Below are 14,102 nucleotides of genomic sequence, written 5' to 3'. Positions count from 1 at the left end.
GTCAGTCCGCTATCACCGGCAGCACGACCGACGATCCGTCCGCCCCCCGGCGCAGCGTCCAGACCGGCGCCTCGCCCTTGCGCGCGGTGTCGGCGAGGCCCGGATGGATCGCGAAGCTGGGGTTGTCCGCACCGGCGATGGAGATGCGGATGCGGTGCCCCTTGCGGAAGACCCAGCTCGTCGGCATCAGGTCGAAGCGCAGGCGCAGCTCTCGCCCGTCGGCGAAGGGCGCCGGGTCGTAATCCGCCTGGTCGAACCCCTGCCACGGCAACAGCGGCTTGACGCCGAAGCCGCGCGCGGGCGCCGCCAGCATGGTCTCGATCGGGCGCGGCCGGTGATAATTGGCCCGCAACTGGCCCTCGCTGACGAGCAGGCTCGACCCGTCCGGGGCCACATCCTCCAGATAGACGAACACATCGCCCTCCGCCGCCGTCGAGGAAAGCCGCAGGTCGACAAGCGGGTGGCCCGTCACCTCGACATCGCCCGCCAGCGGCTCGCCGACATAGGCGAGGCGACGGGCCGCGTCGCCGTCGAGCGTCATCGGCTGCCGGGCGCGGGATATGCCGTAGTTCCAGCGATTGGCCCCGCCGGAAAGCGAGCTTGCGGCGAAGTCCACGCGATAGCTGTCGGCCCCGCCCGCGTCCGGCCGGGGAAGCAGCCTATGCCCGCTGCCGAAATGCAGCCGGGTCGGCCGCGCGCGCTCCAGCGGCCATGTCTTTTCCCGCCGCCAGCCCTTGCCCATCACATAGAGCAGCACCGGATCCTCGCGGTCGAAGCCGTTGTCGATGCCCCGCACATGGCGATCGAAAAAGCGCAGCTTTTCGCGGTTCATCAGCTCATTCGTGGTGGGGTCCGCGAAATGGCGGAAATAGGGCCCGGCGCGATAAAGATCCTCCGTCCCGCTGGACGGCAGGCCGCCATGGCCGGTCGGCGCCATCATCATACGCACCGGCGTCCGCCCCTCCAGCGTCGCATACCAGAGCGCGGTGTCGCGCGCATGATAATCGAACCAGCCGCCGCGATTATAGACCGCGATCCCCGCCTTCGCGATATCGACCGGCTTCGTCCCCGGATCGACATCATGATAGCTGTAGGGCGTCGTCCCCAGCCTGCTGTCGCGGAAGGGCGCGGCGGCGATCGCATCGACGGTCAGGTTGAAATTGCCCGCATGCTCGACGGTCGCCCGGTAATAGAGGTGCCGGCGCGGCTGGCCGTCGGCATAGGTTGGCTCGCCTTCGTCCAGAAAGGAGCCGTCGCCGTTGCGGTCGAGCGGGATCTCGTCGGCCAGCTCACCATCGCCGTCCTCGTCCACGACGGGCGGCGACGGGAATTCCTTGCGCGCCGGATCGAAACGGTTCTGCGCCATGCGCGCGATGCTGCCCGAGGCATAATCCGATAGCGCGACATTGAGGATGCCGCCGGGGTGGAACATCGAGCCGTAATCGTCGAACCCGGCGATTTCGGGGAAGATCGCCTTCAGCGCGACCGGGCGGTTGGCGGCGGTCGCATATTGGGCAAAGCCCTGATAGGAGGCGCCGATCATCCCCACCGTGCCGTCCGACCAGCGCTGCGCGGCGATCCAGTCGACCAGATCCTTGCCGTCGCGCCCGATCTGCGGTCCCCGGTCGATCTCGCGCCCGCCGAAGGAGGCGCCGCCGCCGCGCATCTCGGCCAGCGCGATCGCATAGCCGTGTGCAGTAAAGAAGGCGATGTCGGCGCGCGGCATCTTCGGTTCGATCGCGCCGGTGCGCGGATCAATCGTCTCGCGCCGGTCGGGCAACAGCCAGAGCAGCACCGGATGGCGATCGGCTGCCTTGCCCGCCGGAGCATAGATGCTGACAGCCAGCAGCGTGCCGTCGCGCATCGGCACATAATGGGCCTGCCGGGTGTAACCCGCCGCCTCGGCGCGGGCGTGGACTTGCTCCGGCGCCAGCGCCGCCGCCGTGGAGAGGAACCCCAGCGGCAGGAGGGCCAGCGCCAGCCTGCTCACCCCCCAACCCGTCACCGGGCGCACTCGAACGCGCCGGGCGAGGCCGGATCGGCACCGCCACCCTTGTAGACCGCGCGCGCCGGATAGGGGCAGAGCGGCCGGACGAAAGACTTGCCGTCCGCCGACTTGCCGGTGGCGTTCAGCTGCTCCGGCGCCTGCCCCTGCTCGACCCAGCGGATCATCGCCCAGAGGATATCGCGATCCGGCTGGCCCGGCCATGTCGGGTGGCCCGATCCGCCGAACGCCTCCGGCCCCGGCCCGCCCCGGCAATGATACATGCCCGGCACCATGAACAGCCGCACATTGTCCGAAATCCGGTCGAAGCCGCCATATCTCTCGGCCAGCGCGCTGTAATAGTCGATCGTCGGTCCGGCATTGGTCGAGGGGTCGGCCCAGCCCTGATAGATGATCGCCTTGCGGTCTCCGGCAAGGAAGGGATCGATCGCGGTGCTGTCCGCGCGCAGCTGCGGCATTTTCGCATGGACGGCGGCGAGGTCGGCGGTGCGGCGGAAGCTGTCCTCGTCCCAGTCCGGGTCGTCATAAATGCCGTCCGCCCACATCGCGCGCAGCAGCGGCGAAGGCGGGCCGGGCCGCGTGCGCACCCCGGCGACGAGGCCGCCGTCCATCGGCTTGCCCGCCTCGTCGCGCAGCGGCGCGATGATCTCCCGCATCAGCGCGACCTTTTCGGGCGCGAGGCAGGCTTTCGCCTCGCCCGGCTTGCAGGCCAGCGCCGCTATGTCGAAGCGGCAGGCGGGGGGATGGGAGATGATGCCGTCCTTCACCCCGTCGAGCGTATCGCAGGCATTGGTCGCGGCCTTTTCATAGAGGTCCCAGTCGGCGTCGGTCGGCGCGGCGGCGGGGTTCTGCTTGGCGCGCAGCGAAAACCACATCATCCGCACCGACTGGAGCGGCATGTTCGGTCCCGGCGCGCCGGCGATGACGCCGTCGAAATCGGCCGGATAGACCTGCATTTCCTTCAACGCCTGCCGCCCGCCGCCCGAACAGCCGAGGAAATAGCTGCGCCGGGCGGGCGCGCCGTAGAAGCGCTCGACCAGCGCCTTGGCCGCGACGGCGGAAAGATGGGTCGCGCGATGCTCATAATCCTCCCGCGCCTTGGCGTCGGCCATCCAGCGCGTCTGCGTCTTCTTGTGGCCGCTGTCGGTGGAGAAGGTCGCGAAGCCCTCTTCCGTCCGGCGCGACATGTCGCGATAGTTGAACTGCCCCGCGGGCCCGCCGACGCCCCCGGCGAGCAGGCGGCCGTTCCAGTCGTGCGGCAGCCAGGCCTCGAAACCGATATTGCCCTCGATCGTGCCTTCCACCCGGCACAGCGGCCGCGTGACCGGCAGCGGCTCATAGCTGCTGTCGGTCTCCACCGTCCAGGCGGGCGCGGGCATCACCGGGGTCGCCGCCGTCACCATGAGGTCGCCGATGCGGCCGGCGAGGGCTGCGCAGGCCGCAGGCGATGCGGCCGCCTCCCTCGGCGGAGCAGCGCCGACCGGAGCATTCGCCACGCCGCCCGCTCCGCCGCTCGCGCAGGACAGCAGCGGCAGGACCATGACCGCCAGCACCGCATATCGCATGGACGCCATATTTCCCTCTCCCCGGATCATGGGCGCGCTCGCCGGGCGCCCTTGTTCATTCTTGCTGGATCGCAACAGATGAAAGCACTTTCAAAGAAGAATCAACGAAAATCCGTCATATGCCCTTATTTTTTTGTGTAAGCACTTGCATAGCTGCGATAACTGCACTTTTATCCGCTTCCCAACAGGAGGAGGAGATAAGAGGATGCGCATAATATCGGGGCTGATTCTCGCCTGCGTCGCCCTGCCGGCGCTGGCCCAACCGGCGGCCCGCCCGACCGGCGCGCTGACGCTGGCCGAGGCACGCGATCTCGACGGCGACCTCATCCGCGAAGCCTATGACAAGATGGTCGACATGCCCGGCACCGGCCCCTATCCGGCAATCAAGGAGGTCGCCGCCACCCTGTCCGATCATGTCGTCTATCGCCCGGCCGATCTGGCCGCGCTGGGCAACCGCAAGATGGGCGTGATGATCTGGGGCAATGGCGGATGCCGCAACAATGGCGCGTCGGCGCGCACCCATCTGCTCGAAATCGCGTCCTATGGCTATCTCGTCATCGCGCCCGGCGGCAATTATACCGGAACCGGCGCGGTCGCCCCGCCCCCGCTGGCGCCGGGCGCGAAGCAGCCGAAAACCACCGTCGATCAGGTCGTGCAGGGCCTCGACTGGGCGCTGGCCGAAAACCGCCGCAAGGGCAGCCCCTATCAGGGCCGGATCGACGAAAAGGCGATCGCGGTGGCGGGCCACAGCTGCGGCGGGCTTCAGGCGCTGAAGATTTCCGAGGATCCGCGCATCGCCACGACGATCGTCCACAACAGCGGCATCTTCGCCAACAATCCCCGGCCGGTGGAGGGCCTCTATATCGACAAGGGCCAGTTGAAGAAGCTGCATGCGCCGATCCTCTACATCATGGGCGGCCCCACCGACGTCGCCTATCCCAACGGCACCGACGATTTCCGGCGCATCGACACGGTGCCGGCGGTGCTGGTCGACATGAACACCGGCCATGGCGGCACGTTCCGCACGCTGCTGGGCGGACGGGCAGCGCAGATTTCCGTCGACTGGCTGGAATGGCAACTGCGCGGCGACAAGAGCGCCGGACGCAGCTTCACCGGCCCGGTCTGCCGCCTGTGCGTGACCGGCGACCTGCGCGTGGAAAAGAAGGGCATCGACCCGGAATGACGTGCAGCGCGGCGGCTGGACGGCCCGCCGCCCTTTCCCGCATCCCCGCACGCGGGCCGCAGACGGGCATCGCAACGATCACCCTCCCCAAATGGGGAGGGTGACGGTGGCGCCTCTCCATCCCGTCGTCCGCCTTGCCCCGGAAGCGACCTGCAACTAGGGATGGAATGTGTTTGAGCTGGTTCATCTCCGCTGTTTCGTCGCCGTCGCCGAGGAACTGCATTTCGGGCGCGCCGCCGCGCGGCTCAACATGTCGCAACCGCCGCTCAGTCGCCATATCCAGGTGCTGGAGCATGTGCTTCAGGTGAAGCTGTTCAACCGTTCCAGCCGCACGGTGAAGCTGACGCCGGGCGGGGTCGCCTTCCTGCCGGAGGCGCGGCGTATCGTCCATATGGCGGACAATGCGCTGGTGACGGCGCGGGCGGCGGCCGAAGGGCGGCAGGGGATGGTCACGATCGGCTTCACCGCCGCGTCGCTCTATCGCTTCGTGCCGCGCCTGGTCGGGCAGTTGGCCGAGCATCTTCCCGATGTGCAATTGCTGCTGAAGGAGTCGGTCAGCGGCGATCTGGCCGAGGGGCTGCAAGCCGGCAGCCTCGACCTCGCGCTGCTGCGCCCGCCGGTGCGTCCGGATTTCCGCCATCGCCGGGTGGCGCATGAACGGCTGGTGATCTGCTCGCCCTCGGCCGTGCCCGCATCGGAGCGGCCGAAAAGGCTGACCGATTTCGACGGCCGGCCGTTCGTCATGTATGCGCCGGACAAGGCGCGCTATTTCCATCAGCTGGTGTCCGGCCTGTTCGCCAGCGTCGGCGCGCAGCCCAAGGTGACGCAGCAGCTGGTGCAGATCCACTCGATCCTGATCATGGTCGCGGCCGGGCACGGCTTTGCGCTGGTGCCCGAAACCGCCAGCCTGCTGCGGCCGGTCGGCGTGGAATTCGATGCGCTGGAAGATGCAGGGCCCGTCGTGGAGCTGTACGCCGCGTGGCGAGAGCAATGCTCCAACCCGGCGCTGGCGCCGGTGCTGGGGATATTGGACGGGCTGCTGGCTCAGGAAGAAGGCGGCGCGCCCGCCCTCACCCGGCCCTGATCGAGCGCGGCCGCGAAAACCAGAGGCTTTCGCGGCCACACCCCAGGGGAGAGGTCAGAAAGTATAGCTCAGCGTGCCGCCGAACTGGCGCGGCGCGCCCAGACCATAGGCGCCGACGCCGTCCACCGCCGTCGAGGCGACGTTGATATAGGTCTTGTCGAACACATTGGTCACAAAGGCGGCAAGCTTCCAGTTGCTGTCCGCCGCATAGGTCAGGCGCAGGTCCACCAGCGTGCGCTTCGGTATCTCGTGATAGGGCAGCTGGAAGAAGGACGCCCATTGCTTGCCGGTATGCGACAGGCGGACGCTGGGCGTCAGTTCGCCGCCGCCGAGCGGAATGTCGTAGGCAAGGCCGCCCGACAGCGAGAATTCGGGCGCATAGTTGATCTGCCGCCCGCCCAGATTGACCGGCAGCGGAGCGGTGTTGTTGAACCCGCCGACCGGCATGAACACGGTGAGCGAGCCATATTTGGCATCCAGCACCGAGAAGGAAAGGTCGCCGTGGAACCCGCCGATATTGGTCGAGATCTGGGCTTCCACGCCCTTGATCCGGGTGTTGTCGATATTGCTCGTCACGCGCGTGGTGGGGTTGTCCGGGTCGGTGGCGATGGAGGCCTGGAACCCGTCATAATCCATGTAGAAGGCGCTGATCGAGGTTTGCAGCGCGCGGCCCAGCCAGTCGGCCTTCCAGCCCAGCTCGTAATTGACGACCGTTTCCGATCCATATTCGTCCCCGCCGGGCGCAGCGCCGCCGGGCTTGTAGCCCTTGCTGACCGTCGCATAGACGAGGGTGGAGCTGTCCGGCTTCCAGTTCACCAGCGCGCGGCCGGTGAAGTTCTTGAACGTCTGTTCGGGCACGATGAAATAGGACGCCGGCGCCGCATCGGGGCCGCCGCTCGTCCGGTAGGATTCGGGGTGGAAGCCGTTCTTTTCATGATTGTAGCGGCCGCCGACCTTCACCTCGATCGTGTCTGTCAGCCTGTAGCCGACCTCGCCGAACACCGCCCAGTTCTTGCGATAGGCGTCGAGGAAGAGATAGGTGCCGGTGCCCGCCGCGATCTGCGGGCCCTTCGGCGTCCACAGATAGGCCTTCTGGCGATAGTCGAGCATCGTCGCGCCGACGGTCCATTCGAACGGCCCCTCGCCGGTCGAGATGAGGTTGAATTCGCCGGTATAATAGCGGTCGCGAATGTCGTAGACCGAATATTCCTGCCGCACCGTCGGCTCCACCAGCACGCTGGTGCGGTCGGAATCGATGCGCTGGTCGTTGCGCGTCTTCTGATAGGCGAAATTGGCGTTGACGCGGAAGGCGTCGGTCGCATCCCATGCGACGATGCCGGTGGTGCGGTTATATTCCACCCGTTGCAGCGTGTCGGTGGAATCATAGTTGATGATGAAAGGCCGCGCCAGATTGGCGGCATTATAGGCGTTGCGCGCCACGCCATCGGATTCGACGTTGCTGAACTGGTGGATCAGCCGCAGTTCGAGACGGTCGGTCGGCTTCGCCAGCACCTGCGCGCGCCCCAGGAAGCGCTCCACATTGCCGGGCTGCGACTGGACGAGATTCGCGTCCGTCTGCCCGGTCGGACCGAAATTGGTGTAGAAGCTGTCGCGGCGCTCATTCTGCAACGCGACGCGGACGGCGACCTTGTCGGACAGCGGCACGCTGATCGCGCCGCTGATCTGCTTGCGGTTATATTCGGCGAGGGTCAGCTCGGCGTAGCCGGTGGTTTCCTGCAGGTCCGGCCGGGCGGAGTTGATGAAGATTGCGCCGCCCGACGCGTTCTGGCCCGAATAGGTGCCCTGCGGCCCGCGCAGCACCTCGATGCCCGCAAGGTCGAAAAAGGCGTCGTTGAAGGTGAATTCGCGGGCGATATAGGCGCCGTCGAGATGGACGGCAACGGCGATCGTCTGGTTGGGCGCCGCCTCGGTCAGGCCAACCCCGCGAATGTTGACGAACTTGCTGTTGCCGTTGTCGACGAAGCTGAGCGAGGGGACCTCGGCCTGCAGATCGTCCAGATCGTCGACGCCGCGCTCGCGCAGCGTGTTGCCGGAAATGGCGACGATCGACACCGGCACGTCCTGCGCGCTCTGGGCGCGGCGTTCGGCGGTGACGATGATCTCGTTTATGCCAGCGCTTTCACCGCTATTGGCGGCTGCCCCCGCCCCGCCGCCCGCGGTCTGTGCGAAGGCGGCGGACGACACCAGCATGAGCGCGGACGTCCCCAGCAAAAGATATTTCATAGTTCCTCCCCTTTTGTTCCTGTTCCGGCCCTTGTTCGGCGCCGGTCGCCTATGGTCGAAACCGCGCCCCTTCAGTGGCGCCGTTCCGCAGCCTCACGACTGTATGCGCTTTCATAAGCGCCATGCAAGCCCTTCCATAACCGATTTTCGCCATTTGGCGAGGGGAGCGGGGCCTTCCTGTCCATAAGAGGATCATTCGATGCGGAATCCGTATCGATTTTCTCCCGCGATGCGACGAAAGCGGGCGACGCGGAACCCTTGACGGGGCGGGGCGCTATAGCGCCATGGCCTGCCAGCTTGTCTTCGTCGATACCGGCCTGCCGGGCATCCGCCGCAAACGGGCGGGGCGGGGATGGGCCTATTATACGCCGGAGGGGCAGCGCATCGTCGAGCGGGAGGAGATAGACCGCCTCAACGCCGTCGGCCTGCCGCCCGCCTATCGCAACGCCTGGTTCTGCACCTGCGCGGACGGGCATATCCTCGCCACCGGCATCGACGCGCGCGGACGCAAGCAATATCGCTATCACCCGCTGTTCCGCACCGAGCGGGATTGCCTGAAGTTCGACGCTCTCGCCCGCTTCGGCACGCTGCTGCCCCGCATCCGGCGGCGGGTGGCGACCGATATCACCGCGCGCGGGCTGACGCGGGAACGGGCGATCGCCTGCGTCGTGCGCCTGCTCGACCAGGCCGCGCTGCGCGTCGGCAACGAAGCCTATACGCGCAGCAACAAGAGCTTCGGCGCGACCACGCTGCGCATGCGGCATGTCGCGGTCGTGGGACGGGCGCTGCGCCTGCGGTTCCGCGCGAAGTCGGGCAAGATGCGCGAGACGCTGCTGACCGACCGCGGCCTGCTGCGCTTCGTGCGGGCGATGCAGGATCTGCGCGGGCAGCATCTGTTCCAGTTCCTGGGCGAGGACGGCCAGCCGGTGCCGGTCGATTCCGGCGACGTGAACGATTATCTCCGCGCGACGCTGGGCGAGGATTTCACCGCCAAGCATTTCCGCACCTGGGCCGCGACCGTGCAGGCGTTCGAGCTGGTCCGCCACGCGCCCGGCACCGTGACGATGAAGGAGATGCTCGCCCATGTCGCCGAACGGCTGGGCAACACCCCGGCGATCGCGCGCAAATCCTATATCCATCCCGCGCTGCTGAGGCTGGCGGGCGACGCCGCCGCGCAGCAGGAACTGCGGCTGACGCCCCTGCCGCGCAGCACCCGCTGGCTTTCCCGCGCGGAACGGGGGCTGATCGCCTTTCTGGAAAAGGCGCCCGATACGGCCACGCTGCTCGCCGCCTGAGGCGCGCCCGGCCGTCGATCCCGTTTCAGCATCGTTCGATTGCCGCAAAAAATTGGCGTTTCCGGCCCGCTTCCCTACTCTCCGACGCCAGTGCCGATGCGCATGCCCGCACGGAACAGGACAGGGAGAGAGGCCGCATGATATATTTTCGCAACCGGACGGCTTTTCGTAACTGGACGGCTTTTCGTAACTGGACAGGGGCTGGGCTCGCGCTCGGCCTGATGTCCACGCCCCTGCCCGCCCGGCCACCGGCGGCGGTCGCCGACTATCCGCCGCAGGCCAGCTTTCCCGATGAGGACAGGGATGCGGTCGCCCGCCATCTGTCGCGCGCGCGGGCGCTGGCGGCAACCGACCTCTGGTCCGAATTCCGCTGGCGCTGCCTCGTCAGCCCGCTCGACCGCCAGCAGGTGACCGGCGTGCAGCATGACGGGCTGGTCCCGCCGACCCGGCTGTTCGACGCGCTCTACTCGATCGGCCAGAACGCCGTGTCGGCCTATGCGCTCGACACCGCGGACGGGATCATCGTCATCGATGCGCTGAACGGCCCGGAGGAGGCGCGCGACATCCTCGTGCCCAACATGGAGCGACTGGAGCTGGACCCCAGGCGCATCCGCTATGTCATCGTCACCCATGGCCATGGCGATCATTATGGCGGCGCGAAATATCTACAGGACCGGTACGGCGCGCGCGTCGTCGCGGCCGAGGCGGACTGGGCGCTGATGAACGGGCCACAGCCCGGCCCCTTCGCCGCCCTGGCGCCGCCCCGGCGGGATATCGTCGCGAAGGACGGGGACGGCGTGACGCTGGGCGGCACGACGGTCAGGCTGCATGTGACGCCGGGCCACACGCCCGGCACGCTGTCCCTGATCTTCCCGGTCACCGACAAGGGCAAGCGGCACTGGGCGGGGCTGATGGGCGGAAGCGGCGGCGGGCGGGACAGCGCCTCGATCCGCCGGCAGATCGCCTCGCTGGAGCGGTGGGAGAAACTGACGGCGGCGGCGGGCGTGGACGTGCTGCTGACCAATCATCCGGCCCATAACGACGCGACCGAAAAGCAGGTCCTGCTGCGCTATGCGATGCCGGGCGACGCCAACCCCTTCGTCATCGGCGCGGACCGATACCGACGCTTCACCCGGATGCTGGGCGAGTGCTCGCGCGTGCAGCTGGCGCGGATGGGCGAAGGCGAGGAGTAGATATTCCTTCCGCGTTTTCCGAGTCATCGGATGTTCCATCTGACTTGAAAACGCTCCAGCCGCCGACGCCGCCCATCCCCCTCAATGGAAGCCGTCGACCACCCCGGACCGGCTGATGACGCAGGACGCCACCGTCCATTGCCGCGCCTGTTCGCTCAGCGTCACGCCCAGCCCCGGCCGGTCGCTGACGACCATGCGCCCGTCCCGCAGCTGCTGCCGCTCATTGAACAGCGGGTCGAGCCAGTCGAAATGCTCGACCCAGCTCGCATGCGGATAGGCGGCGGCGAGGTGGAGGTGGATTTCCATCGCGAAATGCGGGGCCAGCGACAGATGCGATTCCCGCGCCATCGCCGCCACGCGCAGAAACTGGGTGATGCCGCCGACGCGGGCGGCGTCGGGCTGGATGAAATCCACCGAGCGGTTGCGGATCAGCTCGAAATGCTCGGCCGGGCCGACCAGCATCTCGCCCGACGCGATGGGCGTGTCGATCGCCTGCGCCAGCGCCGCATGCCCCTCATAATCATAGGCGTCGAGCGGCTCCTCGATCCACACCAGGCCGAAGGGCTCCATCGCCCGCGCCATGCGCAGCGCGGCCGCCCGGTCCCATTGCTGGTTGGCGTCGACCATCAGCGCGACCCGGCCGTCGATCCGCTTCGCCACCGCCTCCAGCCGCCGCAGGTCCTCGCGCGCGTCGGGGTGGCCGACCTTGATCTTGATGCCGCCCAGTCCCGCCGCGACGGAGCGGTCGACATTCTCCAGCAACTCCTCCAGCGGCGTGGACAGGAACCCGCCCGACGTGTTGTAGCACGGCACCGCATCGCGCGACGCGCCCAGCAGCTTGGCCAGCGGCAGGTCCGCGCGCCGGGCCTTCATGTCCCACAGCGCGATATCGAACGCCGCCACCGCCTGCGTCGAAAGCCCCGACCGGCCGACCGAGGCGCCGGCCCAGACCAGCTTGGTCCACAGCCGCTCTATGTCGTTCGGGTCCTCGCCGATCAGCTCCGGGCCGACCTCGCGGGCATGGGCATAGAGGCCCGGCCCGCCCGCGCGCTTCGAATAGCTGAAGCCGATGCCTTCCCGGCCGCTTTCGGTGCGGATCTCGGCGAACAGCATGGCCACCTGCGTCAGCGGGCGCTGGCGGCCGGTGAAGACCTTGGCGTCGCTGATCGGCTGCGCCAGCGGCAGCCAGGCCAGCGACACTTTCATTTCCGCGATGGGGTCGCGCGTCATCCTTCGATCCTCTACCCTGATTGTCAGCAGGGACAGTGGCCGCTGCCGCGCGAACGATCAACGCGGCCGCCGGTATCGATCGATATTCAATCGGCATCGATAGAGAGGGGGCAGATGGCGGGAGCAGCGGGATTGTGCAACGCCCGGCCGCGCTGCTATTCAGGGCCATGCCCAGCAGACGTTCGATGATCGGCGGCCTTGGCGGCCTGATGGCGGGCCTGATGATGCCCGCCCCCCTCGTCGCCCGCGCGCCCACGCGGCCGCCGCGCCTGCGGCCGGGCGACGTGGTGGGGCTGATCGAGCCCGCCAGCTTCAGCGACGACCTGTTGCAGCTTGAAGGGGTGAAGGCCGTGGTGGCGGGCATGGGGCTGGTGCCCCGGCTCGGCCGCCATGTCGCCACCCGCTACGGCTATCTCGCCGGCACGGACGAACAGCGTGCCGCCGATATCAACGCGATGTTCGGGGACAGCGCGGTCCGCGCGATCTTCGCGGTGAACGGCGGATGGGGCAGCGCGCGGCTGCTGCCCCATCTCGACTGGGACCGCATAAGGGCGAACCCGAAGCTGCTGATCGGCTTCAGCGACGTCACCGCGCTGCACCTCGCCTTCGCCGCACGCGCGGGCTTTCCCACCCTCCATGCGCCCAATGCGGCGAACGGCTGGTACGAAACGAGCTGGGACAGCTTCTGGCGGCTCGCCTTCGCCGGGGAAGCGCCGCTGTTCCAGCCGCCCGAAACGCTCGGCCCCGATGTGGAGGGGGCGGATGGCTCGCCACGGGTCGCGACCATCCGCCCCGGCACGGCGCGGGGGCGGCTGATCGGCGGCAATCTCTCCGTCCTCGCGACGCTGGTGGGCACGCCCTGGCTGCCGGATTTCGAGGGCGCGATCCTGTTCCTGGAGGATGTGAACGAGGCCGAATACCGGATCGACCGGATGCTCAACCAACTCGCGCTGGCAGGCGTTCTGGGGAAGGTGGCGGGGGTGATCTTCGGCCAATGCACGCGCTGCGCCAGCCGCCTGCCCGGCTATATCGGCTTCACCGTGCCGCAGCTGCTGGACCAGTATATCCGCCCGCTCGGCGTTCCGGCCTTCCGCGGCGCGAATATCGGCCATATCGCCGACCAGCTCTGCCTGCCGGTCGGCGCCGAGGTGGAGATGGACGGGCGCGGCAGCATAAGGGTGCTGGAACCCATAACCGCCTAGGACGAACGCCGCGCGCCGCTGGCAAGGATTTCGGGATTGCACAGCGAGTCCGGCACCTTCCCGGCGAGCAGCAGCGCGACATTCTCCGCCGCCTTGGCGGGAATGGCGGCATAGCTCTCGATACTGTGGCCGACGCAATGCGGGGTCAGCAGCACATGGGGCAGGCCGCGCAGCGCGCTGTCGCGCGGCAGCGGCTCGGTTTCGAAGACGTCCAGCGCCGCCCGGCCGATGGCCCCGCTGCGGATCGCATCGGCCAGCGCCGCCTCGTCGATGATCGCCCCGCGCGAGGTGTTGACGAGGATCGCGCCCCGCTTCATCCACGACAGGCGCTCCGCATTCAGCAGATGGCGGCTGTCGGCGTTCAGGCTGGCCAGCACCATCAGCCCGTCGCTTTCGCGCAGCAGGGTTTCCAGCGGCACGAAGGCGACGCCGTCCTCGTCCCGCCGGGCGGTGCGGCTGTGCGCCAGCAGGCGGACGCCCCACGGCGCCAGCCGCCGCGCCACGCCGCGCGCGATCGCGCCATAGCCCAGCAGGCCCAGCGTCTTGCCCGCCAGCATGCGGGCGGTGGGGGCCTGGTCCTGCGGCCGGTCGAGCCGCTCCATGCTCCGTTGCAGGTCGTAAAAGGCCGCGAGCAGCAGCATGACGGTCGCCTCGGCCATGCTTTCGGCATTCTCCCGAACCGCCCCGTTGACGACCATGATGCCGCGCGCGGTCGCATCGTCCAGCGCGATATGGTCAATGCCGATGGTCGGCGAGACGATCGCCCGCAAGCGCGGCGCGCGCTCCAGCAGCGCCCGGTCGCAGCGGGCGTCGAGCGCCACCAGTATCTCGGCCCGGTCCAGCAGCGCGGCGGGAATGGCGTCCCGCTCGGAGAAGAGCAGCGCCTCATGCGCCGGATCGAGCAGCGGCATCACCCGATCCCGCAGGAAAGACAGGACGTCGTCTCTTCCGATAAGCAGAATCGTTGCCATGGTTCGCCTTTCCTCCACGCCCGCCCGTCAGTCAGCCCGCCGCCAGCTCCCGGCCCCGGCGCGGCCCGGCGCGCACCGGCGGCGTATGGCGGTCCACCACCAATATTCCGCCGGCCGCCAACAGCAAAGC

The 14,102-nt window shown here is 68.1% G+C and carries 10 protein-coding genes; 5 read left to right on the top strand and 5 right to left on the bottom strand.

Annotated elements, in window-relative coordinates; all coding sequences use genetic code 11:
- Position 1 precedes the first annotated feature (1 nt).
- Together GGR43_RS08950 and GGR43_RS08945 are read right to left on the bottom strand one after the other, a co-directional pair.
- A complete protein-coding gene (locus tag GGR43_RS08950; protein WP_188071635.1) occupies positions 2-1,990 on the bottom strand; it encodes a CocE/NonD family hydrolase in 1,989 nt (662 codons plus the stop codon).
- Between the two features lie 11 nt (positions 1,991-2,001).
- Positions 2,002-3,579, bottom strand: a complete 1,578-nt coding sequence (locus GGR43_RS08945) for a tannase/feruloyl esterase family alpha/beta hydrolase (RefSeq protein ID WP_246343445.1) — start codon at positions 3,577-3,579, stop codon at positions 2,002-2,004.
- Positions 3,580-3,775: 196 nt separating this feature from the next.
- Here GGR43_RS08945 and GGR43_RS08940 point away from each other — a divergent pair, with 196 nt between their 5' ends.
- Together GGR43_RS08940 and GGR43_RS08935 are read left to right on the top strand one after the other, a co-directional pair.
- Positions 3,776-4,753: an alpha/beta hydrolase gene (locus GGR43_RS08940; RefSeq protein WP_246343444.1), complete on the top strand. Its 978-nt coding sequence runs from the start codon at positions 3,776-3,778 to the stop codon at positions 4,751-4,753.
- A gap of 169 nt (positions 4,754-4,922) precedes the next feature.
- On the top strand, positions 4,923-5,837 hold the full coding sequence (locus GGR43_RS08935; RefSeq protein ID WP_188071634.1) for a LysR family transcriptional regulator: 915 nt from the start codon (positions 4,923-4,925) through the stop codon (positions 5,835-5,837).
- A 54-nt stretch (positions 5,838-5,891) separates the two neighbouring features.
- Here GGR43_RS08935 and GGR43_RS08930 read toward each other — a convergent pair whose 3' ends face one another.
- Positions 5,892-8,081 carry a TonB-dependent receptor gene (locus GGR43_RS08930; protein WP_188071633.1) on the bottom strand — a complete coding sequence of 730 codons (2,190 nt, stop codon included), beginning with the start codon at positions 8,079-8,081 and terminating at the stop codon, positions 5,892-5,894.
- Positions 8,082-8,365: 284 nt separating this feature from the next.
- On the opposite strand from GGR43_RS08930, the gene GGR43_RS08925 reads away from it, so the two are divergent.
- Both GGR43_RS08925 and GGR43_RS08920 read left to right on the top strand, forming a co-directional pair.
- Positions 8,366-9,376: a DNA topoisomerase IB gene (locus GGR43_RS08925; RefSeq protein ID WP_188071632.1), complete on the top strand. Its 1,011-nt coding sequence runs from the start codon at positions 8,366-8,368 to the stop codon at positions 9,374-9,376.
- A 221-nt stretch (positions 9,377-9,597) separates the two neighbouring features.
- Entirely contained in the window at positions 9,598-10,569 is a 972-nt protein-coding gene (locus tag GGR43_RS08920) for an MBL fold metallo-hydrolase (RefSeq protein WP_188071631.1), read from the top strand.
- Positions 10,570-10,650: 81 nt separating this feature from the next.
- Here the strand turns inward: GGR43_RS08920 and GGR43_RS08915 are convergent, their stop codons facing one another.
- Complete coding sequence (locus GGR43_RS08915) at positions 10,651-11,799, bottom strand: L-talarate/galactarate dehydratase (protein ID WP_188071630.1); 1,149 nt, start codon at positions 11,797-11,799, stop codon at positions 10,651-10,653.
- Positions 11,800-11,984: 185 nt separating this feature from the next.
- On the opposite strand from GGR43_RS08915, the gene GGR43_RS08910 reads away from it, so the two are divergent.
- Positions 11,985-13,001, top strand: a complete 1,017-nt coding sequence (locus GGR43_RS08910) for a S66 peptidase family protein (protein ID WP_246343443.1) — start codon at positions 11,985-11,987, stop codon at positions 12,999-13,001.
- Here GGR43_RS08910 and GGR43_RS08905 read toward each other — a convergent pair.
- Complete coding sequence (locus GGR43_RS08905; protein WP_188071628.1) at positions 12,998-13,972, bottom strand: NAD(P)-dependent oxidoreductase; 975 nt, start codon at positions 13,970-13,972, stop codon at positions 12,998-13,000. The genes GGR43_RS08910 and GGR43_RS08905 overlap by 4 nt on opposite strands.
- Positions 13,973-14,102: the final 130 nt, after the last annotated feature.

The sequence above is a fragment of the Sphingobium jiangsuense genome (assembly GCF_014196495.1).
GTDB classification, from domain to species: domain Bacteria; phylum Pseudomonadota; class Alphaproteobacteria; order Sphingomonadales; family Sphingomonadaceae; genus Sphingobium; species Sphingobium jiangsuense.
Note: the sequence above shows the minus strand (reverse complement) of the source record. Positions and strands in the feature narration are given on the sequence as shown.

What these genes read in the sequence shown, in the direction of transcription:
- GGR43_RS08945 (WP_246343445.1), bottom strand. Translation starts at nt 3,579, where the DNA reads ATGGCGTCCATGCGATATGCGGTGCTGGCGGTCATGGTCCTGCCGCTG.
- GGR43_RS08910 (WP_246343443.1), top strand. Translation starts at nt 11,985, where the DNA reads ATGATCGGCGGCCTTGGCGGCCTGATGGCGGGCCTGATGATGCCCGCC.
- GGR43_RS08940 (WP_246343444.1), top strand. Translation starts at nt 3,776, where the DNA reads ATGCGCATAATATCGGGGCTGATTCTCGCCTGCGTCGCCCTGCCGGCG.
- GGR43_RS08915 (WP_188071630.1), bottom strand. Translation starts at nt 11,799, where the DNA reads ATGACGCGCGACCCCATCGCGGAAATGAAAGTGTCGCTGGCCTGGCTG.
- GGR43_RS08905 (WP_188071628.1), bottom strand. Translation starts at nt 13,972, where the DNA reads ATGGCAACGATTCTGCTTATCGGAAGAGACGACGTCCTGTCTTTCCTG.
- GGR43_RS08925 (WP_188071632.1), top strand. Translation starts at nt 8,366, where the DNA reads ATGGCCTGCCAGCTTGTCTTCGTCGATACCGGCCTGCCGGGCATCCGC.
- GGR43_RS08930 (WP_188071633.1), bottom strand. Translation starts at nt 8,081, where the DNA reads ATGAAATATCTTTTGCTGGGGACGTCCGCGCTCATGCTGGTGTCGTCC.
- GGR43_RS08920 (WP_188071631.1), top strand. Translation starts at nt 9,598, where the DNA reads ATGTCCACGCCCCTGCCCGCCCGGCCACCGGCGGCGGTCGCCGACTAT.